We start from the raw sequence: 23,561 nt of genomic DNA on the forward strand, positions 1-23,561 counted from the left end.
GCCGTGCCCTTCAGCCGGCGTTCTGTTCCTCGGCGAGGATCCGGCCCAGAGCCTCCTCCAGGTTTCCCTCGAAGTCACCCAGCGTGCACTCCTGCCCCAGCGGCACGAGTTTGTCCGTCCGGTCGAGGAAGGCAACGAGCGGCGCCGTACCGGCCCTGAAGAGGGCGCGGTCCTCGCCCACCTGAAGCCGGATGTGTACATCGGAAAGCCCCTCGGGCTCCGTGGGCCCAATGTGCACATCGCCGTCGCCACTGGGACTGTTGAGGCCGTCGAGCAGCAGCTCACGGCCGAAAGCCCAGGTGACGGGGGCGTCGCCGGGCAGATGGAAGGTCATCCGGATCGCATACGGATCGCACACTTCATACCGGAGCTCCACCGGGATCCGGAAAGAGAGCTCCTCGGAAACGAGGAAGCTCATCATGACCTCAGCTTGAACCGACTCGCGCATCGTTCAACCCCGCAGTAGATGAATCTGGCCAGGAATGATCCCCCGTGGCCCTATTGACGCCATCGTGGTGCACGCGATAGCAGATCACAAGGAGTGATTTTTCAGATACTGATAGAGAACACGAACGAACGCAAGAGGGCGGCCACTTCATAACGTAGTTGTTCGACTGCGGGGAGCAATCGCTCTTCCTGCTCCAGGGGTACCGAAATCGCCACCGCGGCAGCGGTGAATCCGGCAGTGATCGGGATGGCTGCGCGGACCGTTCCCAAGGCGTACTCCTGTCTTTCGATGACAGGTCCCGTCCGTTCCATTGACCGCAACCGCTCAAGGAGTGTTGCGCGGTCCCTCACCGAGTAGCGGGTCAGCGGCCGCACCGGATGCCGGTCCAGATGGTCCTCGCGGGCCTTCTCGTCGAGCTGGCTCAGCAGACACTGACCGATCGCATGGGCATGCCCGGTCTCCCGGAAGGACGCCCGCTCGGCCACCGCAGGGGCGGCGGGGGTGCCGGCGACCGCGATGAGTTCGATCTCGCCCTCGCGGTAGACGGCGCAGCACACCGGTGCGCCGATGGTGTCGCGCCAGCGGCCCAGCGACTCCGTCATCCTGCTGCGACGATTCTGCAGCGCACCTTCATCGACCAGGCGCTCAGCCGCGGTTCCCAGCAGGAACACGCCGCTCTCCCTGCGCAGATAGCCCTCATGGGTCAGGGTGCGCAGGAGATGGTAGGCAGTGGGAAGGGGAAGACCCGCTTCCCTGGCCAATTGCTTCGCGGGCGCCCCTTGTCGATGGGCGCCCACGGCTTCCAACAGCCTCAGCGCTCGCTGAACCGAACCGATCAACGTCGGTACAGCAGTGCTCGATGCCGTGGTCAACGGTCACCCCCAGGCATGGTGACGGGCGGTCAGCCCGCCTGTGGGGGCCGCCCCCACAAGCCGCCGCATGACTGGGTTCGGAGATCGAACGCCGTAGAAACCACTGGTCAGCGTGGTGTCGGCAGTTGATTCCCAGGTGGTGGCGGCGGAATGCCACCTTATCGGCCGCATCCGCGAGGGGGGTCGTTTCGTCTTCTACTTAGCTCAGCTGGGCTAATCGCCGCGGCCGCCTTCCGATCGTCCTACCAGTCGCCGCGCGAGGAGGACGACGACATGAACTTGCGTACGACAAAGACGAGTCCGCCGACCAGGATCACAAAGACCAGGACCTTGAACAGCAGACCGATCACGAATCCGACCACGCTGGCGATCAGACCGCCGAACACGACGATCGCGATGACCGGCACCGCGATCCACTTCACCCACCAGGGCATCCCCGCGAATATCTCCCGCACGGCCATCGTCCTTGCCTCGTCTCTATGAGTTCCTGTTCCGCTGCTTCTTCGACACCTCGATGCTAGAGGCGCGGGGCGTGCCTATGGGGCTTCCGCAGCCCTTGAAGTCCCCTGATCGACCCCTTAGGGATCCCTGAGACCGGAACCCGGAGCCGGGAGCCCGGCTCCGCGGAGGCACGGGCTCCGGGAGCGCGGCTCAGCCCTCCGGCGGGGAGAAGACCACCATGACCCGCAGGTCCTCGGTGATGTGGTGGAACTTGTGAGCGACTCCGGCGGGGACGTACACCACGCTCCCCCGCCCCACCTGCGTGGTTTCCATGCCGACCGTGATCGAGGCGCGGCCGCTGACGATGAAGTAGACCTCGTCCTCCTTGTGCGGCTGCTGCGGGTCGTGTGCGCCGGCGTCCAGTGCGTACAGGCCGACGGACATGTTCTGTTCCTTCACGAACTGCAGATACGCGCCGTCGTTCGCGGCCCGTTCCGCCTCCAGTTCGTCCAGTCTGAATGCCTTCATGGCCCGTCCGCCCCTTGCTTCTGTCCCCGTCGGTGTCCGCCACCGATCATGTCTGCCACGATCAGACACATGAAGAATTTCGTAGTCAAGACGATCGCCAACGCAGGTGCGCTGGCCGTGGCCATCTGGCTGCTCCAGGACATCACGCTGAACGGCGGCAGCACCGGGCGCAAGGTACTCACGCTGATCGTGGTGGCCCTGCTCTTCGGCCTGGTGAACTTCGTGGTCAAGCCGATCGTGAAACTGCTCACCCTGCCGCTCTTCATCCTCACGCTGGGGCTGATCACCCTGGTGGTCAACGCCCTCATGCTGCTGCTGACCTCCTGGCTGGCCGGCCTGTCCAACCTGAGCTTCCACGTACACGGCTTCTGGACCGCCGTGCTCGGCGGCCTGATCATCTCGATCGTGTCGTGGGCGCTGCACGTGATCCTGCCCGACGAGGACTGACCCGACACCCACGGGAACAGTGCGGGGCGGGACCGGTGCCACACCGGGGAGAGAAGTGAGGAACGGTATGAACACCATGGGTGACGGAACCCGGGCGGTACGGGCTGGACTGCCCGAACCGGAGCAGTTCGAGCCCACCCTGCCCGGACCGGTCTTCGCCGCGCACTTCCATCTCTCCGGTGAACCGGTCGGCCCGTACACCTACGGCCGGGACACCAATCCGACGTGGACCCACCTGGAACGCGCCATCGGCGAGCTGGAGGCGCCGGGCGAGCCGGTCGAGACCACCGTCTTCGCCTCCGGAATGGCGGCGGTCTCAGCCGTGCTGCTCTCCCAGGCGCGCACCGGAGATGTGGTCGTGCTGCCCGACGACGGATATCAGGCGCTACCGCTGGTGCGTGAGCAGCTGGAGGCGTACGGCGTCGAGGTGCGCACCGCACCGACCGGTGGCGATGCCCAGCTGGCGGTCCTCGAAGGCGCCAAGCTGCTGTGGATCGAGACCCCGTCCAATCCGGGGCTCGACGTCTGCGACGTGCGCCGGCTCGTCGGGGCCGCGCACGCGGCCGGCACTCTGGTGGCCGTCGACAACACCCTCGCCACACCGCTCGGCCAGCGCCCGCTGGAACTGGGGGCCGACTTCTCGGTGGCCAGTGACACCAAGGGCATGACCGGGCACGGAGACATCCTGCTCGGCCATGTGAGCTGCCGCGATCCGGAGCTGGCAGCGGGGGTACGGCGCTGGCGCAAGGTCGTCGGCGCGATCCCCGGGCCGATGGAGGCCTGGCTCGCACACCGTTCTCTGGCCACGCTGGAGCTGAGGATCGACCGGCAGTGCGCCACCGCCCTGACCCTCGCCGAGGCGCTGGGCAGGCGCCAGGGGGTGACCGGTCTGCGGTATCCCGGGCTGCCCACCGACCCCTCGTACCCGAACGCCGCCCGGCAGATGCGGCGCTTCGGCTCCGTGGTGTCGTTCGTGCTCCCCGACCGCGAGCGGGCCGAGCGCTTCCTGACCGAGCTCCGACTGGCCGACGACGCCACGAGCTTCGGCGGCGTGCGCTCCACCGCCGAGCGGCGGGGACGCTGGGGCGGTGACGCCGTACCGGAGGGCTTCATCCGCTTCTCGGTCGGCGCCGAGAGCCCGGACGACCTGGTGGCCGACGTGGAGCGGGCACTGGACGCGGCGCTCGGCGAGAGCTGAGCCAACGCCGACGGTACGGACGGTCCGAGCCTCCCCCCTCGTGGCTCGGACCGTCCCGGTTCTCCACGTGAAGAACCGCCCCTACAAGGCTAGTTGACTCTCCGTCAGTGTCCAATCACGGTAGCGACAGCGGCCTATCGACATATTTATAGTTGTACGAGTCCGGAGCATCGCGAGGGGTGGGAGAGGACAGGACATGGACCTGGCCCTGCTGCGCACATTCGTCATGGTGCACCGAGCCGGTTCCTTCACCAGGGCCGCCGCCCTGCTCGGCCTCTCCCAGCCCGCGGTCACCTCGCAGATCCGCACCCTGGAGCGGCAGCTGGGCCGTCCGCTCTTCGTCCGCAGGGCCCGCGGCGTGACCCCGACGACCATCGGCGACGAGCTCGCGCATCGGGCGGCGCCCCATCTGGACGCACTGATCGAGATCGCCGGGACCGGGCTCGACGAGGAGTCGGGCGTACGAACCCTGCATCTGGCCGGGCCGCCCGAGTTCACGTCGATGCGCGCCCTGCCGGCACTCACCCCGCTCACCGCCGAGGGTCTGGCTCTGCGCAGCTCGTTCCTCACCGACGCCGGGGAGGCGCTGGAGGGACTGGCCGCCGGACATCACGACCTGGCCATTGCCACGGCCCGCCCGCGCGGTGAACTGCTCACCGCGACTCCCCTCTGCGACGAAGAACACGTACTGATCGCCGCGCCCCGCTGGGCCGGGCGCCTGGGGCCCGGGACCTTGCGGCACAGAGGGCCCGTGGTGCTGGACCAGTTGCCGGTCGTGGAGGTGCACGAGAGCCTGCCGCTCGTCTCCCGCTACTGGGCCACCGTCTTCGACGGTCGGCCCGCCGTCGCGGGAACCGTCATCGCACCGGATCTGCGGGCGGTCCTGGAGTGCACCGCGGCGGGCGCCGGACTCGCCGTACTGCCGCGCTATCTGTGCGAGGGGGCGCTGGAACGGGGCGAGGTGGTGGCGCTCCTCGATCCTCCCGTGCCTCCGCTGCGCACCTACTTCCTGGCCGTGCGGACCGGCACACTCGCACTGCCGCACATCGCGCGGGCGCACGAGTGGCTGCTGCGCGCTGCCGCCGCCTGGTGAGCGCAGGACAGTCCGGCGCGGGTCAGGTGTTTCAGAACCGGTTCCGTGGGCCACTCTCTTGCCATGACCGAACGCCCAGTGGTCAAGCGCACCGCACGCGCCATTCTGCTCGACGGCAACGACCTCATCCTCATCAAGCGCACGAAGCCCGGGGTCGATCCGTACTGGCTCACACCGGGCGGCGGCGTCGAGGCCGAGGACGCGACGGTCGTCGACGCCCTGCACCGCGAGCTGGACGAGGAGCTCGGCGCCAAGATCACCGATGTGGTTCCCTGCTTCGTCGACACCGTGGAACACATCGAGGGCGGCGGGGTGAAGGGCGTGAAGGTCCAGCACTTCTTCGTCTGCCGACTGGAGTCCATGGATCTTTCCCGGCGCCACGGCCCCGAGATCGACGCCCCCTGCGGGGAGTACGACGTCGTGCGGGTGCCGTTCAGCCGGATGGGAATCGCCGCGGTACATCTCGTACCGCTGTCGCTGCGGCACTATCTGGACGGCAACATCGAGGGCGTGCGGGCGATGCACGCCCCCGACCTGGGCTGATCTGCCGCTGTTCGCGGGGGCGGGCCCGGCCTCGGCGCGTCCGGGCCCGGGGCCGGGGGATCGGGGCCGCTCGGCGGGTCAGACGGGGCCGGTGGCCGCCAGTTCCTCGACGGAGTCGTGCCGGATGCGCTCGGCCGGCATGCCGATGCCCCTGAGCACGTCCACACCACTGCGGATCATGCCGGGCGGGCCCGAGAGATAGGCGTCGTACCCGTGCCACGGCCCGCACGCGCGCACCGCCTCCGGCAGCAGCCCCTTCAGACCGCCCTCCGTTCCCGGGCCGGAGGAGACCACCGGCCGCACCGCCAGCCAGGGATAGGTCATCTGGAGCCGCATCATCGTGTCGATGTCGTACAGGTCGTAATCGCTGCGGGCCCCGTAGAAGACCTCTACGGGACGCCGGTCGCCGTGCTCGGCGACCTCCTCGACGAGCGCCTTGATCGGCGCGATGCCCGTGCCGCCGCCCAGGCAGAGCAAGCCGCTGTGGGTGGAGTGGTCGACCGTCATCGAGCCGGTGGGCGGGCCGAGGCGCAGGATGTCGCCGGGGCGGGCGCGGTGCACCAGGGCGTTGGAGACCCAGCCCGCCGGGACGGCCTTGATGTGGAAGGTGAGCAGACCCCCGGGGCGGGGCGCCGAGGCGAAGGAGTAGTGCCGCCAGTTCCAGGGCCACCACGGAGTCTCCATCGCCGCGTACTGGCCTGCGAGGAAGGGATAGGGCTGGTCGGGACGGACCGTGAGGACCGCTATGTCCCGGGTCCTGAGATCGTGCGAGACGACCTCCGCGTGCCACCAGGCGGGAGCACGCTCCTCGTCATCGGCGGCCGCATCGATCATGATCTGCGATATCTCGGTGTAGCCCCGGACCCATGCCGCTTCCGTCTCCGCGTCCCAAGTGGTGGTCGCGTAGCGGCTCAGCGCCCCGAGAAGCGCCTCGCCCACCGCGGGGTAGTGCGCGGGCAGTGTGCCGTACTTGCGGTGCCCCCGGCCCAGTCCACCGAGGTACTCGGCGAGCGCCTGGGCGTCGTCCAGCCGGTCGGCCGCGGTGAGGATCGCACGCAGGAGGCGGTCGCGCTGGACGTCCATCGCGACCGGGAACAGAGCACGCAGATCGGGGTGCCGGATGAAGAGCAGGGCGTAGAAGTACGAAGTCGCCTGATCCGCGACCGGCGCGATCTCGGTCAAGGTGCGGTGGATCAAGGTCGCATCGGGAGACCTGCCCGATCCGCCTTCGGTCCGCCTGGTGGCCGGAGCATCCATACTGTGCCTCGCCTCGAACGTCTTCTGGTCGCCTGTGCACCCACGCGGCCCGCTGCCCCCGCCTACGGGCGTGGCCGGATTCCGCCCCGGTCGTCGGCCGCCGCCCGACCGCGGCTCCTCGCCCCAGCATGCCTCGCCACAGACCGGACAAACAGCGGGAAGTCCGGGTATCCGAATCGGCTTTCCTGCTCCGCTCCTCTGCCCCATGGGCGAGCCGTGAATCCGCCACCACCCGTCTCCGCAGCACCGGGCCTCAACTGCCCCCACCAGAAAGGCCGCAGGAGGAGGCACACCAATCTGCCTTTGCCAGGACGGCCGCACGAAGCGTGCTCCGTACGCCGAGGCCAGTACGCGCGGTTACTCCCGCCGTCGGACGCCCGAACGCCCCGTTCCCGGCACGGTGTTTCACGTGAAACCACTCAACCGCTCCGCCCGCCGCGCCCTCCTCGTCGCGCATGTCTCGATATCCGTGAGCTGGCTGGGGCTGACTGTCGGACTACTGACGCTCGGCATCACGGCCTTCCGCACCGGCGACCCCGCCACCGCGCAGGCCGCCACCCGCGCCATGAAGATCTTCGGGGACTGGCTCGTCGTCCCCATCGCCCTGCTCTCCCTGCTCAGCGGCCTCGTCCTGGCGCTCGGTACGCCGTGGGGGCTGGCCAGGCACCGATGGGTCTGGACGAAATTCTGGCTCACCCTGATCACCGCGGCGCTGTCGGTCTTCTCGCTGCGTTCCGGCATCGACGAGGCGGCGGCGCGCGGCTCTGCCGACATCGACCTGGTCGTCGCTCCGTCGGTGGCGACGGCAACGTATCTGTTCATCACCGCGATATCGGTGCTGAAGCCCTGGGGAATGCCCCGGCGCGGCCGACGGCTCCGCGTCTCTGCCAGGGGCGGTGCGGCCAGAGGGCAGAAAATCGGGTCCGGTAAAGGAGTGGACGAACGGTCGCCACGTCGGACAGCCTGACCCTCATGCCCATCTCGCTGCCTCGTCCACTCGCCGAATTGTCTGTCCGGCGTCTCACCCCGGGCGATTTGGTCGCCTGCGCCGATCTCTGCGAGGACCGGGGCTGGCCGCGCGACGAGCCCCGATGGGGTCTGCTCCTCGCCGCAGGCACCGGCTACGGCCTGGATGATCCCGGCGGCAAAGGCCTGATGGCCGCTTGTGTCGTGACCTCCTACGGTCCGCAACTGGCTGCCATCGGCATGCTGCTCGTCGCCGAGCGGTACGCGCGACAGGGAGTGGCCCGGCTCCTGATGCGACACGTGATCGACGAGGCCGCGGGCACCCCCCTCAGTCTGTACGCGACACCGGCGGGACAACCGCTCTACGAACAGCTCGGGTTCTCGGTCGTGGGCCACGTCGAGCGGGTCACCGGATTCTTCCGGCCGACCAACGACAGAGCGTCCGCCACGACCGTTCGCCCGGCCACGGCGGACGACCTGCAGTCCATCGTCCGGCTGGACTCGGACGTCTTCGGCACCGACCGAACGCATGTCCTCGCCCGCCTGCCCGCGTTCGCCGACCACATCCGGATCGCGGAGGACGAAGGACAGCTCGTCGGATACACGGCGGTCTGGCCGAGCGGCCGTACCCACGTGATAGGCCCGCTGATCGCTCCCGACACCGCCACGGCTCAGGCACTCGTCGCCTCGCTCGCCCGGGCGACGGATCTGCCGTTGCGCGCGGACATCGACACATGCCACGCGGACCTGCTCGCCTGGTTCAAGGAGTGCGGTCTGCACACGGCCCCGGGGACCACGGTGATGACATACGGGACTTCGGACCTGCCGGGCGACCGGACCCGTCGCTACGCTCCGCTGACCGTGGCGACGGGCTGACGCACCCGGCTGCTGGACCGTCACCACCCTGTGGACGGTGACGGTCGTCAGTCGAGAGCCTTCACGGGGTGACTCCTTGGTGCAGTGCAGTGCGGTGCGCGGGTGGGATCTTGGTGTGTGGGCGGGGGCGGCGTGAGGGCAGTCAGCGCCGGGCCGCGGGTATCGCGAGCGGTTCGGGGCTGTGCCGGGGCAACAAGTCGGCTCCAGGTGACCGTGCGACGTTCCAGACGCCGGAGACGACCGGGGAGGCGAGGGCGGGAGCGCCTGCCGCCTGGTCGAGTACCCGCTTCTGCGGCGGCGGCACGGTGGCGAAGCCCGGGCCCCGATCAGGACGACGGTGACGGCCGCCGCGATCTCGAGATTGCTTCTGCGCCGTGCACGCATCACAATAATTGCAGACGCCGATTGCTTGCAAACAAGCGCTATTGCACGGGTCGCCTATCCTGGACCCAAGCAGCTCCGAGACGGAGGAGAGACTCCATGACCGCGACAGACCCCGCACTGACCGCCCTCTCCCAGGGCTGGTGCGCTCTCTCCTTGCTCCACGGGAAGATCGAGGCCCGTGTCGAGCGGGCGCTGCAGACCGGGCACGGGCTCAGTGTGCGGGAGTACTCCCTGCTCGACGTCCTGAGCCGGCAGCACAGCGGTCCCGGTGGCCATCTCCAGATGAAGCAGGTCGCGGACGCCGTCGTGCTCAGTCAGAGCGCCACCACCCGTCTGGTCACCCGGCTCGAGGACCGCGGACTGCTGACCCGGTATCTCTGCGACACCGACCGCCGGGGCATCTACACCGATGTCACCGAGGCCGGCCTCACCCTGCTCGCAGAGGCCCGGCCGACCAATGACACCGCGCTGCGCGCCGCACTCGACGAAGCCGCCAGAAACCCCGAGCTGGCCCCACTCGTCAGGGCGGTCGAAGAGCTGAAGGCCCCGGTACAGGCCGCGTGAGCCGCCACAGAGGCCAGGGAATGCCTGCGCCATGTTCGTGCCCTGCGTAGTCTGCCGATCATGAGCGATCTCGAAATACGCCCTGCGGCTCTCGCCGACATCCCCGCGGTCGTGGCCATGCTCGCCGACGACCCGCTGGGCTCACAGCGCGAGTCGCCGGACGACCTCGCTCCGTACCGCGCCGCCTTCCGGCGACTGGCGGACGACCCGAACCAGCACCTGGTCGTCGCCGTGCGGAAGGGCCGCGTCGTCGGAACCCTGCAACTGACCGTGATCCCCGGACTCTCCCGACGAGGCTCCACCCGCTCGGTCATCGAGGGCGTCCGCATCCATGCCGACGAACGCGGCAGCGGTCTCGGCACCCGGCTGATCGAATGGGCCGTGGCCGAATCCCGGCGCCAGGGCTGCCAGTTGGTCCAGTTGACGTCCGATGCGACCCGGACCGACGCTCATCGCTTCTACGAGCGGCTGGGTTTCACCGCCAGCCACGTGGGCTTCAAGCTCGCGCTCTGAATCGCAGTCCGGAGTCCGAGGGGTTGATCGTGCACCGCATCAGCGACGAACAGCACAGGATCGGACTCGGACGACGGCATCTCCGTTCTCTGCCGTTTCACGTGAAACGGCAGAGAACGGACGACATGAGGCTCAGGCTCGAAGGCCCCGCCACCCACCTTCGTCCACACCACCGGGCACGGCCGCCGCGGGGTCGTACGGCTCGCGCGTGAAGACGAACGAACCCAGATCGAGATGGTTCGGGCTGCCGTCGGCGTTGCGGACGACACGCAGCGTCTCCCCCGCGTAATAGCCGTTCAGTCCGACCCAGGTGCCGTCGGACTGTACGGCGAAACGGGCGCCTCGGCCGTTGCCGCGCAGGGCCTCAAGCTCCAGACCACCGTCCGGGGTCAGTCGCAGGAGGTTCGCGTGCGTGCCCCAGTACCAGGGGCCGGTCAGCGCGAGAAGCTCCGTATCCGCCCCGGGCAGAGGGCGCCAGGGCTCCGGAATGCGGGGCTCGGCCTCGGCGACGATCTTCACGAGGTCGGCGGCGACACCTCCGATCGCCGGCCCCGACGTGGTGTTGGTGAGGGCAACGGCCGTCACATCGTTCTCGACGTCGAACCACAGGGCGGCCAGGAAGCCGGGCAGCGAGCCCGTATGCCCGAAGAGTGTGCGACCGCCCGTCCGGACGAGCTGAAGGCCGAGGCCGTACTGCAACTCCCAGGCACCGGACTCGGGCGGCGCAGACGGTTCACGCATCTGTTTCACGGAGGCGGCACGGAGCACCCGGTCGTCCCCCTCGGCAAGAAAGGCCGCGAAGCGAAGGAGGTCGCCGGTGGTGGACCAGAGCTGGCCGGCCGGGGCCATCAGCCCGAGATCCTCGGCCGGTTCGGGCAGCATGACATCGGCCCAGGGGTGCACGGCCCAGCCGCCTGCGTGCGGTGCCTGCGGCTGGGGGCTCGTGCGGTGCATGCCCAGCGGTTCCAGGATCTCGCGTTGGAGCAGCTCCGCCCAGCTCGCTCCGCGCACCTTCTCGACCAACGCGCCCAGCAGCGTGTAGCCGGGGTTCGAGTAGTGGTGGCGGTGGCCCGGAGTGTGCATCCTGGTCCGCTCACCGAGTACGTCGGCGAGCTCGGGCCGCAGGGTGCCCGGGGTCCTCTCCCACCAGGGGGCGGGCGACTCGGCAGCGAGTCCCGCGCTGTGCCCCAGGAGCTGGTGGACAGTGACTCCACCAACCCCCGTGCCGGGCAGATGCTTCTCCAGCGGGTCGTCCAGGTCCAGGAGTCCCTCGTCGCGCAGCCGCAGGACCAGCACCGCGGTGAACGTCTTGGTGATCGATCCGATCCTGAACTGCGTGTCGGCGTCGGGGGCGTGGCCGTCCACGCAGCTGCGGGTGCCGCTCCAGACGGTCTGCCCCTGCCTCTGTACCGCGGCGACGAGCGAAGGCGCGCGGCCTTCCGACTGTGCGGTGGCGATGCGGTGCAGCAGAGCGCGCCGGGTACCGGGGAGCAACTGTTCAGATAGGGAGGTCATGTTCAACATCTACCCGCAGAACCCGAGCTACGGCGAACGCATTTCGCAGCATCCGGGCCGTACTGTCCGGGCCGTCTTCCGCCGCAGCCACCAACTGCCTGGTCAGCGCGTCCGGTTGTAGATTCTGACCAGCACGCCGTTGTCGAAGATGCGTACCGACTCCAGCCCGAAGACGGTGGGCGCGAAATCCGAGCCGAACATCGGCATGCCCGAACCGTAGACGACCGGGTAGGTCTTGATCACCAGCTCGTCGATCTCCTCGATCAGCTCTCCGGCGAGCTGGGAGCCGCCACAGAGCCAGATGCCGAGCTCGCTGTCCTCCGCCTTGAGCTCCCGGACCCTTGCGACCACGTCGTCGGAGACGAGCTCGACGTTCGGGTCAGGTGACTCCTTGAGGGTCCGCGAAGCCACGAGCTCGCGCAGCTGGGCGTACGGACTGGTGATGTTGATGTCCAGTGCCAGTTGGTAGCTGGCCCGCCCCTGGATCACAGTGTCGAACCGTTGGTTCTCGGCGTCGTGGAAGCCGAGAGCCTTGCGGCCCTCGGTCGCTACCGTCTCCGGGTACCGCGTCTTCAGGAACTCGAGGAACTCCTCGTTCACGAACTGATGGAAGGACGAGGCGTCACCGCTCGGGTCTCCGATGAAACCATCGATGGAGCAGGCAATGAAGTAGGTCAGCTTTCGCACAGGATCCCCGTTCTGCTGCGGCGTATCCGAGCCGCAACCACTTCAACTAGAGTGCTTCATGTGTAGTGGTTATGCAACCTGTTTCCGCGAAGGATCCGAAGAGAAGACGAGGGAGGCCAGGCATGGTCAGGAACCCCGAGCGCAGAACAGCGCTCGTCGATGCCGCCATCGAGGTGCTGGCGGGCGAGGGCGCGCGCGGGCTCACGTTCCGCGCCGTCGACGCACGCGCGGGCGTGCCGATGGGCACGTCCTCCAACTACTTCGCCAACCGCGACGACCTGTTCATGCAGGCAGCCGCCCGCATCACCGTCCGGATGACACCGGACCCGGCCAGGGTCGAGAAAGCCATGCGCCCGGCTCCCTCACGTGAGCTGGTCACCGATCTGATGCGATGGCTGGTGCAGCGCATGGCGGACGACCGCACCGGCTACCTCGCCATGCTGGAACTCCGCCTGGAGGCCACCCGCCGCCCGGCGCTCCGCGACCGTCTGACGCAGACCGTCCGCGCCAACGTCGAGGAGAGCGCCCGGTTCCACCGGGAGGCGGGTCTGCCGGGTGACGCAGACGCCTTCCTGGTGCTCTACCTGGCCATGACGGGCCTGCTGCTGGAGCACTTCACACTGCCCGCCGTTCTCGCCGGCCCCGAGGGCGATCCCGAGGCCGAGGGCACGGTGGACCGGCTGGTGGAACTGGTGGTCACACACGTCATCCCGCCGTCCTGAGCCGCCCCGGCCCCGACGGACCCGACGGATTGATCAGGGTGGTGGCCACCGGTCCGGACGGCAGCTCACCGATATCGGCGACTTCGACCACTCCACGACGGTCCTGAAAGCCTTGCCCCCAGGTGGTGCGCCAGTTCGACGCCGCCCGCTGAAGAGGATGTCGCCCAGCCGAACCCCGAGTTGGGTACCCGGTTCCTGGAACCCCAGAGCTACAGCAGCACGCTGAGTTGGGTACCCAGTTCCTGAAACCCCAGAGCTACAGCCACACGCTGTGATGGACGGAGCCGTGCTCTCCACTGCGGCAGGAACCCGGCATCGAGGGCATGGGCCACTGCTGCGGACGCCACGGCCCGGGCCAGGCGCCGGCCCCGGCACTGTGGGGCAACCAGCACACTCAGGTGGGCCACCGACAGCGGCCAGGACCGGTAACCGGCCGCGGCGACCACCTCGCCGCCCCGGCGAAGGCAGAACGCGGGAGAGGAAATATCCTCCAGACCGCTCTCGCCGGCCTCCTCCTTCCCGGACCGGGCCGGCAGCGCGGCCAGGCCGCCGTCACCGATCGGCAACTGTTCGACCTCGGTGCCTTCATGGGCGGGGAGAAAGCCGTCTCGGCCGAGATAGAAGAGCGAAGCCGGCCCGAGGACATCGCGTACAGGCAGCACCGAGCGCAGACGAGCGATGTCGACGAGCTCGTTGTGGGACATCCTCCGCGCGGCCTCGGCCACCATCCCGGCGGCCCGCGCACTCGGCGCTGTGACGATGACGGCGTCACCGATCCGTACGACCCCGGTCCACGACGACGGCGACAACCGCGACCCGGGCGCGACCACGACCTTCGCCCCTCCCGAGGGGCAGAACTCGACCGGTGCGTCCGCCAGCTCCGCCCACAGCTCCCGGGCGCGATTAAGCAAGAGATCGTCAGCCATGGATCGCATCCTGTCGATTCCGCAACCGGAGCGCGACCGGATTCCTCCCACACGAAACCTGAGACCCTGCCCATGGTGGAGGAGCTCGCGGGCGGCGCCATGGATCGCCCAGTGACCTGCGGGTTCTCGTGTCGTCTCACACCGATCGACGTAGCTTCAGCGTCATGGTCGTGTCAAGATGTTCTGCAGGAGATCCTGACGCTCTCGGGCCTGCCGCTGGGGTGGGCCCGACCTCGCGGGTGATGTTCGCGCAGTGGTCATCATTGCCATCACGCTGCATGCCGACAGCGAGTTCGAGCGGCTCGTCGTCGCCTGCCTCGGCGGCGTCGGCTTCGTGCGCCGCCGCGGTGGCCGACGCGTTTCACCCACCCTCGGCCGCGGCCAACCGCGACCCTGGCGGCTGCTCGCAGAAGGTCAGGTGACTTCCCAGGCCGCCTCGATCATCTGGAAGATCTCATCCACGGCGGCCTGCGGGTCGGCCGCCTCGCGGGCAAGCGCAAAGGCGTCGATCACGAACCTCGCGATCGCCCGGCAGGCCGTTGCGCTCTGTGACAGGCCGGGATTGGCGACGAGGGCCGTGGCCAGCGACTCCGCATGGCGCAGCCGCATCGACTCCTCGTACTCCCGCAGAGCACGTGACTCGTCGATCATGCGGTAGATCGAGGCGGCGCCGTCCGCCGTGCAGTGCCGGACCATGGCCCGGATCTCGCGGCGCAGTGCGGGGATCAGCGGTTCGTGCGGTGCCCGGTCGGTGACCGCACGGGTGAGGCGTTGTTCGAAGTTGTCGTCCTGCTCGAACACCAGGGCCTCTTTCGAGGCGAAGTGGGAGAAGAGCGTGGTGACGGCCACATCGGCCTCGGCGGCCACGTCACGGATGCCCACCGCGTCGTACCCGCGTTCCAGGAAGAGCCGCAGGGCGGCGTCAGCGATCTTCTGGCGGGTCGCGGCCTTCTTGCGTTCACGGCGTCCGGTCGGCACGGTCATGCCCTGACACTACCAAATACGAATCAATAACAGATATAAAACACTAACCGTTAGTGTTACGGTCGGTCGCATGAAGAGAGTGAGCTTCGCCGAGTTCGGCGGTCCCGACGTTCTCCACCTCGAAGACGCCGAGGAACCCCACGCGGGCCCCGGTCAGATACGTATCGCCGTGCGGGCGGCGGGCGTGAACCCCGTCGACTGGAGGATCCGCGAAGGCCAGTTCCAGAAGGTCCGCCCGATCGAGCTGCCTGCCGGAGTCGGGCAGGACGCCGCCGGGGTGGTGGACAAGGTCGGCGAGGGCGTCGACGGGGTAGGGGCCGGCGACCACGTGTTCGGGCGAGGCTCGAGCACCTATGCCGAGTTCGCCGTCCTGTCGGCCTGGGCCCGTATGCCCGAGGGCCTGACGTTCGAAGAGGCGGCCGGGTACCCCTCCGTGGTGGAGACCGCGCTGCGCGTCATCCGCGAGGTCGGTGTGCGGCCCGGGCAGACGCTGCTGGTCAGCGGTGCGTCCGGGGGAGTCGGATCGGCGGTGCTGCAGATCGCCCGGGACCGCGGCATCACGGTGATCGGCACGGCCGGGGCCGCCAACCAGGACTTTCTACGGAGCCTGGGCGCCCTCGCCACGACATACGGCGAGGGCTGGGCGGAGCGGGTGCGGCGGCTCGGCCGGGTCGACGCGGCTCTCGATCTGGCCGGCTCGGGCGTGATTCGCGAACTCGTCGACCTGACCGGGGACAGGCAAAGGGTGATCTCCATCGCCGATCTCGGCGCACCGGAGCTCGGTGTCCGGTACTCCGGCGTGACCGGGAACGTGCCGCAAGCGCTCGCCGAGGCCGTCGGCCTCATCTCGCAGGGCAAGCTCCACATCCCGGTCGAGAAGTCGTACACGCTCGCCGAGGCCGCGGCAGCGCACATCGACAGCCAGGCCGGTCACACGTGCGGGCGCCGGGTCGTAGTCGTCTGAACCGTTTCCTGCCCGGTCGCACGGCCCGGCAGGCTGCCCTCTTTCCAGCAGTCCTGCCGGGGCCCACCCGGCAGGTGCGCGACGCCCAAGGAGTCCCATGCACACTCCTGTCACGATCATCGGCGCCGGACTCGGCGGCCTCGTCCTGGCCCGCGTCCTGCGCCTCCACGGCCTCCCGGTCACGGTCTACGAGGCGGAGCCCTCCCCGGCGGCCCGTTCGCAGGGCGGGATGCTCGATATCCACGACTACAACGGCCAACTCGCCCTCAAGGCAGCCGGCCTGATGGACGAGTTCCGTGGCCTCATCCTGGAGGGCCGCCAAGCGGTGCGGCTTCTCGGCCGGGACGGGGCCGTCCTGTTCGACCAGACCGACGACGGCACGGGCACAAGCCCCGAGGTACAGCGCGGCGAGCTGCGGCAGATCCTGCTCGACGCACTTCCCGGCGGCACCGTCCGATGGGGCCACAAGGCCACCGGCGTCCGTGCCCTCGCCGGGGGCCGCCACGAGGTGACCTTCGCAGGCGGCACCGCCGTCGTCACAACCCTCCTGGTCGGCGCGGACGGCGCGTGGTCACGAATCCGACCGCTGCTCTCCGACGCCACACCCGAATACGTCGGCCGGTCCTTCGTCGAGACCTGCCTGCACGACGCCGACACCCGACACCCGGCCACCGCGAAAGCGGTCGGCGGCGGGACGCTCGTCGCGCTCGACCCGGACGGGGACGGGAAGTGGCTCGTGGCTCACCGGGAGAAGGGCGGGACCCTCCACGCCTACATCACACTGGCCAAGCCGCAGGACTGGTTCGCCACCTTCGACTTCACCGACGCCGCAGCAGCCACCGCGCGGATCGCGCAGGAGTACGACGGCTGGGCACCGGAACTCACCGCCCTGATCACCGCCGGCCGGACCGCGCCGGTCCTGCGTCCCCTCCATGCCCTGCCGGTCGGGCACCGCTGGGACCGGGTGCCGGGAGTGACCCTGCTCGGCGACGCCGCCCATCTCTCGACGCCCAACGGTGAAGGCGCCGGCCTGGCCATGCTGGACGGCGCCGAACTCGGAAAGGCCCTCGCCGCACGCCCCGATGACATCGAGACCGCCCTCACGGAGTACGAGCGAGGGCTGTTCCCGCGCAGCGCGGCAGCCGCCGCCGCAGTCGCCCACAATCCCACCCCCCAAGAGGTGATCAATTTCTTCACCGGCCGAGAACAAGGGGGATCTGACAGTGCCGCAGAGGTGAGTGACTGCAAGCTCCCCTGCTGAACGATTTGCCACGCCTACGGAGGTTGTTCGTGTTTGCTGTGCAGTACCACCGCTATGGCGGTTCCGAGGTCCTTTGTATGGAGGAGGTCGAAGAGCCGCACGCCGGGCCAGGTCAGGTCCGCATCGCGGTACGTGCCACCGGTGTCACCCCTGCTGACTGGTACCTGCGTTCAGGGATGCTGCGGGACATCACCACCGTGGACTTCCCTCACATCCCCGGCATTGATGCCGCGGGAATCGTCGACGAGGTGGGAGAGGGAGTGACCAGCACCGCCGTGGGGAATGCGGTCTTCGGCCTCGTCCCCTTCGTGGATCAGGGAGGCGCCGCGGCCCAGTACGCCGTGCTGGAGGCGTGGGCGTCCAAGCCTCAGTCATGGTCTTTCGAGGAAGCGGGTGGCGCCGCGGGCAATATCGACACAGCCACGCGTGTACTGGACGCGCTGGAAGCCGCCGAAGGCATGACCTTGCTGATCGATGGTGCCGCCGGAGGCGTCGGCACCATCGCCGCGCAACTCGCCCGGGCTCGCGGCCTCACCGTGATCGGCACCGCGAGCGAAGGCAACCACGGCTTCCTCGGCCAGCTCGGCGTCGTACCGGTCACCTACGGGGCGGGGCTGGCCGATCGCCTTGCCCCGCTGGCTCCGCACGGCATCGACGTGGTTCTGGACGCGGCCGGTAAGGGCTCTCTTGCCGAACTGGTGGCCATTGCCGGCAACCCGCGCCGCGTGGTGACCATCGCGGACTTCGATGCCGGCCGGCACGGAGTACGGTACTCCCGCTCCGAAGCGGGAGAGTCGCCGGGCTGGGCAGGACTGCCGCTGGCGGCCGACCTCGCCGACCACGGCCGCCTCACCGTCCCACTGCACGCCGTGTTCCCGCTGAAGGAGGCCGCCACGGCTCATGACGTCAGCGCCACCGGCCACGCGCGCGGCAAGATCGTCATCACCGTGCCCTGACAACCGTGGGCCTGGTCGCGCTCACCGCCTGGCGCCCGGGTACCGGCCGCCGGCCCTTGACCGGGGGCTCAACGCGCCCAGCTCGAAGAGGGCGTAACAAGCCTCACGGCTCGAACACTCCGGTGACCCCACTCGGGGCCGCCGGAGTGGTTACTCGACCGAGGTACCGGCGCGAGCGACCGAGGTACAGGCGCGAGCTGCCCATCTCAGTGCCGTGTCGGATCCGGCTTCTGTCCGGCACCAGCCGTGAGATTCCGACACCAAATTTGAGACGCTACACATGGCTCGCTCAGGTCTGTGCCATATCCACGAAGCGCGAGTAGTGCCCCTGGAAAGCCACGGTGATCGTCGCCGTCGGGCCGTTACGGTGCTTGGCCACGATCAGGTCGGCCTCGCCCGCGCGGGGGGACTCCTTCTCGTAGGCGTCCTCGCGGTGCAGCAGGATCACCATGTCGGCGTCCTGCTCGATGGATCCGGATTCACGCAGGTCGGAGACCATGGGCTTCTTGTCGGTGCGCTGCTCGGGGCCACGGTTCAGCTGAGAGAGCGCGATGACCGGAAGCTGCAGCTCCTTCGCGAGCAGCTTGAGGTTTCGGGACATGTCCGAGACCTCCTGCTGGCGGCTCTCGGCACGCTTCGAACCGCCGGACTGCATCAGCTGCAAATAGTCGATGACCACGAGCTTGAGGTCGTTGCGCTGCTTCAGGCGACGGCACTTCGCCCGGATCTCCATCATGGAGAGATTCGGGGAGTCGTCGATGTAGAGAGGGGCGGCCGAAACATCCGGCATCCGGCGGGCCAGCCGCGTCCAGTCCTCGTCGGTCATGGTGCCGGAGCGCATGTGGTGCAGCGCGACCCGTGCCTCGGCCGACAGCAGTCGCATCGCGATCTCGTTGCGCCCCATTTCGAGGGAGAAGATCACGCTGGGGAGATTGCTCTTGATCGAACAGGCCCGCGCGAAGTCCAGCGCCAGCGTGGACTTACCCATGGCCGGACGGGCCGCGATGACGACCATCTGGCCGGGGTGCAGGCCGTTCGTCAGGGCGTCGAGGTCGGTGAAGCCGGTCGGCACCCCGGTCATCTCGCCGCTGCGCGAACCGATCGCCTCGATCTCGTCGAGAGCGCCCTCCATGATGTCGCCGAGCGGCAGGTAGTCCTCGCTGGTGCGCTGCTCGGTGACGGCGTAGATCTCGGCCTGCGCGGAATTCACGATGTCGTCGACATCGCCGTCGGCCGCGTATCCCATCTGCGTGATCTTCGTCCCGGCCTCGACGAGACGCCTCAGAACCGCCCGCTCGTGGACGATCTCCGCGTAGTACGAGGCGTTGGCCGCGGTCGGCACGGACTGGACGAGGGTGTGCAGATACGGGGCCCCGCCGACCTTGGTGATCTCACCGCGCTTGACCAGTTCGGCCGCCACCGTGATCGGGTCGGCCGGCTCACCCTTGGCGTAGAGGTCGAGGATCGCCTGGTAGACGGTCTCGTGGGCGGGGCGGTAGAAGTCGTGGCCCTTGATGATCTCCACTACATCGGCGATGGCGTCCTTGGACAGGAGCATGCCGCCGAGGACCGACTGCTCGGCGTCGAGGTCCTGGGGCGGCACCCGCTCGAAACCGGGGGAGCCGCCCTCCCATCCGTCGCTCTCCCTGCCGCGTTCGTGCTGCTCTCCGCGGTCCCGGCCCCCGCCCCGGCGCTGGCGGGTGACGGGCAGACGATCACTGGGACCGGTGTCGGCCCAGGGGTCGTCCAAAGGCTCGGGAATGCTCACCGGGCCACCTCCTCCCGTCCGCTCCGCGGACCTCGCCGTGCCACTCTTTCTTACGGCACAGCACCGACAAACAAGACGCCCGACTCCGGTTCCGGCGCGTCGAGTTCTACGGGGTTCCAAGGCCGGAACAGGGTGCGGGCGCCGGACCACGTTAGGCCGCTCAGCACCGTCAGCCAATCTGGTTATCCACAGGGCATGTGGACGACGGACCAGATGCTGTGGAGAAGTCTGCGGAACCTGTGCACGGAGCGGGGGACAGCACTGTGGACAAACTCATAGCCCCCCAACCATCAGCGCCCTGACCTGGAGTTTCTCCATCCACGGGCTGTGGGGGAGAAAAACTTTCCGAGTCGGCACAAGATCACGACAAACAGCGCACGGGAGAACGCCGATCCTGAGCAAACGTAAGGACCGCCAAGGCATTGCATCTATTACCTGTGGAAGATTAGATTGACCCCTGTGACCCAGGCCCCGGCGAGCTCGCCACCCAGTCGTCGACGGCACGACCGCGAGATAATCTCGCTCGCCGTCCCTGCCTTCGGCGCACTCGTCGCCGAGCCGCTCTTCGTGATGGTCGACAGCGCCATCGTCGGCCATCTCGGCACACCGCAGCTGGCCGGTCTGGCCGTCGCCGCCGCCCTGCTGACCACCGCCGTCAGCATCTTCGTCTTTCTCGCGTACGCCACCACGGCGGCAGTGGCGCGACGGGTCGGAGCGGGCGATGCGGCCTCCGCGATCCGGCAGGGCATGGACGGCATCTGGCTGGCCCTCCTGCTGGGCATCGTCGTCATCGCTCTCGCACTCCCCACAGCTCCCTGGCTCGTGGACATCTTCGGCGCCTCCGACACAGCAGCCCCCTATGCCACCACGTACCTCAGGATCTCCAGTCTCGGTATCCCGGCCATGCTCGTGGTGATGGCCGCGACCGGCGTGCTCCGTGGTCTGCAGGACACCAGAACCCCGCTCTATGTCGCCGTCGGGGGCTTCGCGGCCAACGGGGCCCTCAACGCGGGACTCGTCTACGGCGCCGGACTCGGCATCGCCGGGTCGGCCTGGGGCACAGTGATCGCGCAGGTCTCCATGGCCGCCGCGTACCTGATCGTGGTGGTACGGGGGGCGCGCCGGCACGGCGCCTCGTTGCGCCCCGACGCCGCAGGCATCAAGGCCAGCGCCCGGGCGGGCGTTCCGCTGCTGGTCCGCACCCTGTCACTGCGCGCCGTCCTGATGATCGCCACAGCCGTCGCCGCCCGTCTCGGCGACACCGAGATCGCCGCGCACCAGATCATCCTCTCGCTCTGGAGCCTGATGGCCTTCGCGCTCGACGCCATCGCCATCGCGGGGCAGGCCATCATCGGCCGCTATCTGGGAGCCGATGACACCAGGGGAGCACGTGAGGCATGCCGTCGCATGGTGCAGTGGGGCATCGTTTCCGGGGTGGTGTTCGGGGCCCTGATCGTCCTTGCCCGGCCACTGTTCGTGCCCTTGTTCACCGGCGACCGGTCCGTACAAGACACCCTGCTCCCGGCGCTGCTGGTGGTGGCGCTGTCCCAGCCGATCGCCGGAGTGGTCTTCGTCCTGGACGGAGTGCTGATGGGAGCCGGGGACGGCCGGTACCTGGCCTGGGCCATGCTCATCACTCTGGCGTCCTTCGCCCCCGCGGCTCTGCTGGTGCCGGCAGTCGGCGGCGGCCTGACCGCGCTGTGGTGGGCGATGGGCCTGATGATGACCGTCCGCATGGCGACACTCTGGCTGCGCACCCGGTCGGGCAGGTGGATCATCACCGGCGCCACTCGCTGACCCGGCGGCCCACGCCCCGTTTCACGTGAAACAGTGAAGGGCCGTACCCACTGGGTACGGCCCTTCACCTGCTCTGATGAGCTATGCCCTTAGGCAGCAACAACCTCGATGCCGAGCTGAGCAGCGACCTCGGGGTGCAGACGCACGGACACCTGGTGTCCGCCGAGCGTCTTGATCGGCGAGCCGAGCTCGACGCGACGCTTGTCGACGTCGGGGCCACCGGCGGCCTTGATCGCCGAGGCGATGTCGGCCGGGGTCACGGAGCCGAAGAGACGGCCGGCGTCGCCGGAGCGAACGGCCAGACGAACCTTCACGGCCTCGAGCTTGGTCTTGATCTCGTTGGCCTGCTCGATCGTGGCGATCTCGTGGATCTTGCGGGCGCGGCGGATCTGCGCCACGTCCTTCTCGCCACCCTTGGTCCAGCGGATGGCAAAGCCACGCGGAACCAGGTAGTTACGGGCGTACCCGTCCTTGACGTCGACGACGTCGCCCGCAGCACCGAGGCCGGAGACCTCGTGGGTGAGGATGATCTTCATGATTCGGTCACCCTTCCCTTATCGCGCGGTGGACGTGTAGGGCAGCAGCGCCATCTCACGGCTGTTCTTGACGGCCGTGGCGACGTCACGCTGGTGCTGCGTGCAGTTGCCGGTCACGCGGCGGGCACGGATCTTGCCGCGGTCGGAAATGAACTTCCGCAGCATGTTCGTGTCCTTGTAGTCCACGTACTGGGTCTTGTCCTTGCAGAACGCGCAGACCTTCTTCTTAGGCTTGCGCACAGGCGGCTTCGCCATGGTGTTTCTCCTGTGTGATCAAGAAGTGGGGGTACGAGCCGCCCTAGAAGGGGGGCTCGTCCGAGTAGCCGCCGCCGGAGCCGCCGGAGCTTCCGCCCCAACCGCCTCCGCCTTGCTGGCCTCCGCCCTGCTGACCGCCGGACGGAGCGCTCGTGGCCCACGGGTCGTCGGCGGGAGCGCCGCCGCCGCCCTGCTGGCCACCGCCACCGGGACCGCCGCCCCAGTTGCCGCCGCCCTGCTGGCCGCCGCCGTATCCACCCTGGCCGCCCTGACCACCGCGACCGGTGGTCTTGGTGACCTTGGCCGTGGCGTTCTTGAGGCTGGGGCCGACTTCCTCGACATCCAGCTCGTAGACCGTGCGCTTGACGCCCTCGCGGTCTTCGTACGACCGCTGCTTCAGCCGGCCCTGCACGACAACGCGCATGCCTCGCTGGAGCGACTCGGCGACGTTCTCCGCCGCCTGCCGCCAGACCGAGCAGGTGAGGAACAGGCCTTCGCCGTCCTTCCACTCATTGGTCTGCCGGTCAAAGATGCGGGGAGTGGACGCGACGCGGAACTTCGCGACCGCCGCACCGGACGGGGTGAAGCGCAGCTCGGGGTCGTCGACGAGATTGCCGACGACCGTGATGACGGTCTCGCCTGCCATGGGTGAACCTCTCGGCGGGGATTGCTTCTGGCTGCTTGCTGCTACTCGGACCCGATGACCGCTGAGCTAGATGCTCAGTGGATCTCGGGACGGAGGACCTTGGTCCGGAGGACCGACTCGTTCAGGTTCATCTGGCGGTCGAGCTCCTTGACGACCGCAGGCTCGGCCTGCAGGTCGATGACCGAGTAGATGCCCTCGGGCTTCTTCTTGATCTCGTAAGCGAGACGACGACGGCCCCAGGTGTCGACCTTCTCCACCTTTCCGTTGCCCTCACGGACGACGGAAAGGAAGTTCTCGATCAGCGGGGAGACAGCGCGCTCCTCGAGATCGGGGTCGAGGATGACCATCACCTCGTAGTGACGCATGTGGAACCCACCTCCTTTGGACTCAGCGGCCACGGTCGTTCCGTGGCAG

General features: G+C 68.5%; 27 protein-coding genes and 1 pseudogene. 13 read left to right on the forward strand and 15 right to left on the reverse strand.

Features of this window, described 5'->3' with window-relative positions; genetic code table 11:
• Positions 1-10 precede the first annotated feature (10 nt).
• The 4 genes from ACF08M_RS26785 to ACF08M_RS26800 all read right to left on the reverse strand — a co-directional run bounded on the left by ACF08M_RS26785 (position 11) and on the right by ACF08M_RS26800 (position 2,289).
• The gene (locus tag ACF08M_RS26785) at positions 11-448 is read right to left on the reverse strand and encodes an SsgA family sporulation/cell division regulator (RefSeq protein WP_266747352.1); all 438 of its coding nucleotides are present in this window, start codon (positions 446-448) and stop codon (positions 11-13) included.
• 101 nt (positions 449-549) lie between these two features.
• A complete protein-coding gene (locus ACF08M_RS26790) occupies positions 550-1,320 on the reverse strand; it encodes an IclR family transcriptional regulator (protein WP_392187816.1) in 771 nt (256 codons plus the stop codon).
• A 242-nt stretch (positions 1,321-1,562) separates the two neighbouring features.
• Positions 1,563-1,775: a DUF5326 family protein gene (locus ACF08M_RS26795; RefSeq protein WP_114249160.1), complete on the reverse strand. Its 213-nt coding sequence runs from the start codon at positions 1,773-1,775 to the stop codon at positions 1,563-1,565.
• 196 nt (positions 1,776-1,971) lie between these two features.
• Positions 1,972-2,289 carry a cupin domain-containing protein gene (locus ACF08M_RS26800; protein ID WP_392187817.1) on the reverse strand — a complete coding sequence of 106 codons (318 nt, stop codon included), beginning with the start codon at positions 2,287-2,289 and terminating at the stop codon, positions 1,972-1,974.
• Positions 2,290-2,358: 69 nt separating this feature from the next.
• Between ACF08M_RS26800 and ACF08M_RS26805 the strand changes: the two genes are divergently transcribed.
• The 4 genes from ACF08M_RS26805 to ACF08M_RS26820 all read left to right on the forward strand — a co-directional run bounded on the left by ACF08M_RS26805 (position 2,359) and on the right by ACF08M_RS26820 (position 5,570).
• On the forward strand, positions 2,359-2,736 hold the full coding sequence (locus ACF08M_RS26805) for a phage holin family protein (RefSeq protein WP_392187818.1): 378 nt from the start codon (positions 2,359-2,361) through the stop codon (positions 2,734-2,736).
• 67 nt (positions 2,737-2,803) lie between these two features.
• Complete coding sequence (locus ACF08M_RS26810; RefSeq protein ID WP_392187819.1) at positions 2,804-3,934, forward strand: cystathionine gamma-lyase; 1,131 nt, start codon at positions 2,804-2,806, stop codon at positions 3,932-3,934.
• A gap of 196 nt (positions 3,935-4,130) precedes the next feature.
• Positions 4,131-5,027, forward strand: a complete 897-nt coding sequence (locus tag ACF08M_RS26815; RefSeq protein WP_392187820.1) for a LysR family transcriptional regulator — start codon at positions 4,131-4,133, stop codon at positions 5,025-5,027.
• 63 nt (positions 5,028-5,090) lie between these two features.
• Positions 5,091-5,570, forward strand: a complete 480-nt coding sequence (locus ACF08M_RS26820) for an NUDIX domain-containing protein (RefSeq protein ID WP_392187821.1) — start codon at positions 5,091-5,093, stop codon at positions 5,568-5,570.
• A 78-nt stretch (positions 5,571-5,648) separates the two neighbouring features.
• Here ACF08M_RS26820 and ACF08M_RS26825 read toward each other — a convergent pair whose 3' ends face one another.
• The gene (locus ACF08M_RS26825; RefSeq protein ID WP_392187822.1) at positions 5,649-7,034 is read right to left on the reverse strand and encodes a globin domain-containing protein; all 1,386 of its coding nucleotides are present in this window, start codon (positions 7,032-7,034) and stop codon (positions 5,649-5,651) included.
• A gap of 202 nt (positions 7,035-7,236) precedes the next feature.
• On the opposite strand from ACF08M_RS26825, the gene ACF08M_RS26830 reads away from it, so the two are divergent.
• Both ACF08M_RS26830 and ACF08M_RS26835 read left to right on the forward strand, forming a co-directional pair.
• Positions 7,237-7,794, forward strand: a complete 558-nt coding sequence (locus ACF08M_RS26830) for a DUF2269 domain-containing protein (RefSeq protein WP_392187823.1) — start codon at positions 7,237-7,239, stop codon at positions 7,792-7,794.
• 5 nt (positions 7,795-7,799) lie between these two features.
• Positions 7,800-8,669 carry a GNAT family N-acetyltransferase gene (locus tag ACF08M_RS26835; RefSeq protein ID WP_392187824.1) on the forward strand — a complete coding sequence of 290 codons (870 nt, stop codon included), beginning with the start codon at positions 7,800-7,802 and terminating at the stop codon, positions 8,667-8,669.
• 199 nt (positions 8,670-8,868) lie between these two features.
• On the opposite strand, the pseudogene ACF08M_RS26840 reads toward ACF08M_RS26835, so the two are convergent.
• Positions 8,869-9,026: pseudogene (locus ACF08M_RS26840) on the reverse strand (MFS transporter); the annotation flags it as partial.
• A gap of 123 nt (positions 9,027-9,149) precedes the next feature.
• Here ACF08M_RS26840 and ACF08M_RS26845 point away from each other — a divergent pair.
• Complete coding sequence (locus tag ACF08M_RS26845) at positions 9,150-9,617, forward strand: MarR family winged helix-turn-helix transcriptional regulator (RefSeq protein ID WP_392187825.1); 468 nt, start codon at positions 9,150-9,152, stop codon at positions 9,615-9,617.
• Positions 9,618-9,677: 60 nt separating this feature from the next.
• Positions 9,678-10,130: a GNAT family N-acetyltransferase gene (locus ACF08M_RS26850; RefSeq protein ID WP_392187826.1), complete on the forward strand. Its 453-nt coding sequence runs from the start codon at positions 9,678-9,680 to the stop codon at positions 10,128-10,130.
• Positions 10,131-10,262: 132 nt separating this feature from the next.
• Here the strand turns inward: ACF08M_RS26850 and ACF08M_RS26855 are convergent, their stop codons facing one another.
• The gene (locus ACF08M_RS26855; protein ID WP_392187827.1) at positions 10,263-11,645 is read right to left on the reverse strand and encodes a serine hydrolase domain-containing protein; all 1,383 of its coding nucleotides are present in this window, start codon (positions 11,643-11,645) and stop codon (positions 10,263-10,265) included.
• A gap of 102 nt (positions 11,646-11,747) precedes the next feature.
• Positions 11,748-12,332, reverse strand: coding sequence for a dihydrofolate reductase family protein (locus ACF08M_RS26860; protein WP_392187828.1), 585 nt, complete (start codon positions 12,330-12,332; stop codon positions 11,748-11,750).
• Between the two features lie 122 nt (positions 12,333-12,454).
• Between ACF08M_RS26860 and ACF08M_RS26865 the strand changes: the two genes are divergently transcribed.
• Entirely contained in the window at positions 12,455-13,054 is a 600-nt protein-coding gene (locus ACF08M_RS26865) for a TetR/AcrR family transcriptional regulator (protein ID WP_392187829.1), read from the forward strand.
• Positions 13,055-13,263: 209 nt separating this feature from the next.
• Here the strand turns inward: ACF08M_RS26865 and ACF08M_RS26870 are convergent, their stop codons facing one another.
• Together ACF08M_RS26870 and ACF08M_RS26875 are read right to left on the reverse strand one after the other, a co-directional pair.
• The gene (locus tag ACF08M_RS26870) at positions 13,264-13,980 is read right to left on the reverse strand and encodes a GNAT family N-acetyltransferase (protein ID WP_392187830.1); all 717 of its coding nucleotides are present in this window, start codon (positions 13,978-13,980) and stop codon (positions 13,264-13,266) included.
• Between the two features lie 414 nt (positions 13,981-14,394).
• Positions 14,395-14,964, reverse strand: a complete 570-nt coding sequence (locus ACF08M_RS26875; RefSeq protein WP_392187831.1) for a TetR/AcrR family transcriptional regulator — start codon at positions 14,962-14,964, stop codon at positions 14,395-14,397.
• Between the two features lie 70 nt (positions 14,965-15,034).
• On the opposite strand from ACF08M_RS26875, the gene ACF08M_RS26880 reads away from it, so the two are divergent.
• The 3 genes from ACF08M_RS26880 to ACF08M_RS26890 all read left to right on the forward strand — a co-directional run bounded on the left by ACF08M_RS26880 (position 15,035) and on the right by ACF08M_RS26890 (position 18,145).
• Positions 15,035-15,928 carry an NADP-dependent oxidoreductase gene (locus ACF08M_RS26880; protein ID WP_392187832.1) on the forward strand — a complete coding sequence of 298 codons (894 nt, stop codon included), beginning with the start codon at positions 15,035-15,037 and terminating at the stop codon, positions 15,926-15,928.
• A gap of 97 nt (positions 15,929-16,025) precedes the next feature.
• Positions 16,026-17,189 carry an FAD-dependent oxidoreductase gene (locus tag ACF08M_RS26885; protein WP_392187833.1) on the forward strand — a complete coding sequence of 388 codons (1,164 nt, stop codon included), beginning with the start codon at positions 16,026-16,028 and terminating at the stop codon, positions 17,187-17,189.
• A gap of 29 nt (positions 17,190-17,218) precedes the next feature.
• Complete coding sequence (locus ACF08M_RS26890) at positions 17,219-18,145, forward strand: NADP-dependent oxidoreductase (RefSeq protein WP_392187834.1); 927 nt, start codon at positions 17,219-17,221, stop codon at positions 18,143-18,145.
• A 289-nt stretch (positions 18,146-18,434) separates the two neighbouring features.
• Here the strand turns inward: ACF08M_RS26890 and dnaB are convergent, their stop codons facing one another.
• Positions 18,435-19,913, reverse strand: a complete 1,479-nt coding sequence (gene dnaB / locus ACF08M_RS26895) for a replicative DNA helicase (protein WP_392187835.1) — start codon at positions 19,911-19,913, stop codon at positions 18,435-18,437.
• Positions 19,914-20,372: 459 nt separating this feature from the next.
• Here dnaB and ACF08M_RS26900 point away from each other — a divergent pair, with 459 nt between their 5' ends.
• A complete protein-coding gene (locus tag ACF08M_RS26900; protein ID WP_392187836.1) occupies positions 20,373-21,710 on the forward strand; it encodes an MATE family efflux transporter in 1,338 nt (445 codons plus the stop codon).
• A gap of 89 nt (positions 21,711-21,799) precedes the next feature.
• Here the strand turns inward: ACF08M_RS26900 and rplI are convergent, their stop codons facing one another.
• The 4 genes from rplI to rpsF form a co-directional block, all read right to left on the reverse strand.
• The gene (rplI, locus tag ACF08M_RS26905) at positions 21,800-22,246 is read right to left on the reverse strand and encodes a 50S ribosomal protein L9 (RefSeq protein WP_266747338.1); all 447 of its coding nucleotides are present in this window, start codon (positions 22,244-22,246) and stop codon (positions 21,800-21,802) included.
• A gap of 18 nt (positions 22,247-22,264) precedes the next feature.
• Entirely contained in the window at positions 22,265-22,501 is a 237-nt protein-coding gene (gene rpsR, locus ACF08M_RS26910) for a 30S ribosomal protein S18 (protein WP_003967857.1), read from the reverse strand.
• Positions 22,502-22,544: 43 nt separating this feature from the next.
• Positions 22,545-23,147 carry a single-stranded DNA-binding protein gene (locus tag ACF08M_RS26915; RefSeq protein WP_384446688.1) on the reverse strand — a complete coding sequence of 201 codons (603 nt, stop codon included), beginning with the start codon at positions 23,145-23,147 and terminating at the stop codon, positions 22,545-22,547.
• A 74-nt stretch (positions 23,148-23,221) separates the two neighbouring features.
• Positions 23,222-23,512, reverse strand: coding sequence for a 30S ribosomal protein S6 (rpsF, locus tag ACF08M_RS26920; RefSeq protein ID WP_015609864.1), 291 nt, complete (start codon positions 23,510-23,512; stop codon positions 23,222-23,224).
• Positions 23,513-23,561: the final 49 nt, after the last annotated feature.

It is taken from the genome of Streptomyces sp. NPDC015032 (assembly GCF_043080425.1).
In the GTDB taxonomy this organism is placed as follows: Bacteria; Actinomycetota; Actinomycetes; order Streptomycetales; family Streptomycetaceae; genus Streptomyces.

What these genes read in the sequence shown, in the direction of transcription:
- ACF08M_RS26785 (WP_266747352.1), bottom strand. Translation starts at nt 448, where the DNA reads ATGCGCGAGTCGGTTCAAGCTGAGGTCATGATGAGCTTCCTCGTTTCC.
- ACF08M_RS26800 (WP_392187817.1), bottom strand. Translation starts at nt 2,289, where the DNA reads ATGAAGGCATTCAGACTGGACGAACTGGAGGCGGAACGGGCCGCGAAC.
- ACF08M_RS26805 (WP_392187818.1), top strand. Translation starts at nt 2,359, where the DNA reads ATGAAGAATTTCGTAGTCAAGACGATCGCCAACGCAGGTGCGCTGGCC.
- ACF08M_RS26810 (WP_392187819.1), top strand. Translation starts at nt 2,804, where the DNA reads ATGAACACCATGGGTGACGGAACCCGGGCGGTACGGGCTGGACTGCCC.
- ACF08M_RS26815 (WP_392187820.1), top strand. Translation starts at nt 4,131, where the DNA reads ATGGACCTGGCCCTGCTGCGCACATTCGTCATGGTGCACCGAGCCGGT.
- ACF08M_RS26820 (WP_392187821.1), top strand. Translation starts at nt 5,091, where the DNA reads ATGACCGAACGCCCAGTGGTCAAGCGCACCGCACGCGCCATTCTGCTC.
- ACF08M_RS26825 (WP_392187822.1), bottom strand. Translation starts at nt 7,034, where the DNA reads ATGGGGCAGAGGAGCGGAGCAGGAAAGCCGATTCGGATACCCGGACTT.
- ACF08M_RS26835 (WP_392187824.1), top strand. Translation starts at nt 7,800, where the DNA reads ATGCCCATCTCGCTGCCTCGTCCACTCGCCGAATTGTCTGTCCGGCGT.
- ACF08M_RS26845 (WP_392187825.1), top strand. Translation starts at nt 9,150, where the DNA reads ATGACCGCGACAGACCCCGCACTGACCGCCCTCTCCCAGGGCTGGTGC.
- ACF08M_RS26850 (WP_392187826.1), top strand. Translation starts at nt 9,678, where the DNA reads ATGAGCGATCTCGAAATACGCCCTGCGGCTCTCGCCGACATCCCCGCG.
- ACF08M_RS26855 (WP_392187827.1), bottom strand. Translation starts at nt 11,645, where the DNA reads ATGACCTCCCTATCTGAACAGTTGCTCCCCGGTACCCGGCGCGCTCTG.
- ACF08M_RS26865 (WP_392187829.1), top strand. Translation starts at nt 12,455, where the DNA reads ATGGTCAGGAACCCCGAGCGCAGAACAGCGCTCGTCGATGCCGCCATC.
- ACF08M_RS26870 (WP_392187830.1), bottom strand. Translation starts at nt 13,980, where the DNA reads ATGGCTGACGATCTCTTGCTTAATCGCGCCCGGGAGCTGTGGGCGGAG.
- ACF08M_RS26875 (WP_392187831.1), bottom strand. Translation starts at nt 14,964, where the DNA reads ATGACCGTGCCGACCGGACGCCGTGAACGCAAGAAGGCCGCGACCCGC.
- ACF08M_RS26880 (WP_392187832.1), top strand. Translation starts at nt 15,035, where the DNA reads ATGAAGAGAGTGAGCTTCGCCGAGTTCGGCGGTCCCGACGTTCTCCAC.
- ACF08M_RS26885 (WP_392187833.1), top strand. Translation starts at nt 16,026, where the DNA reads ATGCACACTCCTGTCACGATCATCGGCGCCGGACTCGGCGGCCTCGTC.
- rplI (WP_266747338.1), bottom strand. Translation starts at nt 22,246, where the DNA reads ATGAAGATCATCCTCACCCACGAGGTCTCCGGCCTCGGTGCTGCGGGC.
- rpsR (WP_003967857.1), bottom strand. Translation starts at nt 22,501, where the DNA reads ATGGCGAAGCCGCCTGTGCGCAAGCCTAAGAAGAAGGTCTGCGCGTTC.
- ACF08M_RS26915 (WP_384446688.1), bottom strand. Translation starts at nt 23,147, where the DNA reads ATGGCAGGCGAGACCGTCATCACGGTCGTCGGCAATCTCGTCGACGAC.
- rpsF (WP_015609864.1), bottom strand. Translation starts at nt 23,512, where the DNA reads ATGCGTCACTACGAGGTGATGGTCATCCTCGACCCCGATCTCGAGGAG.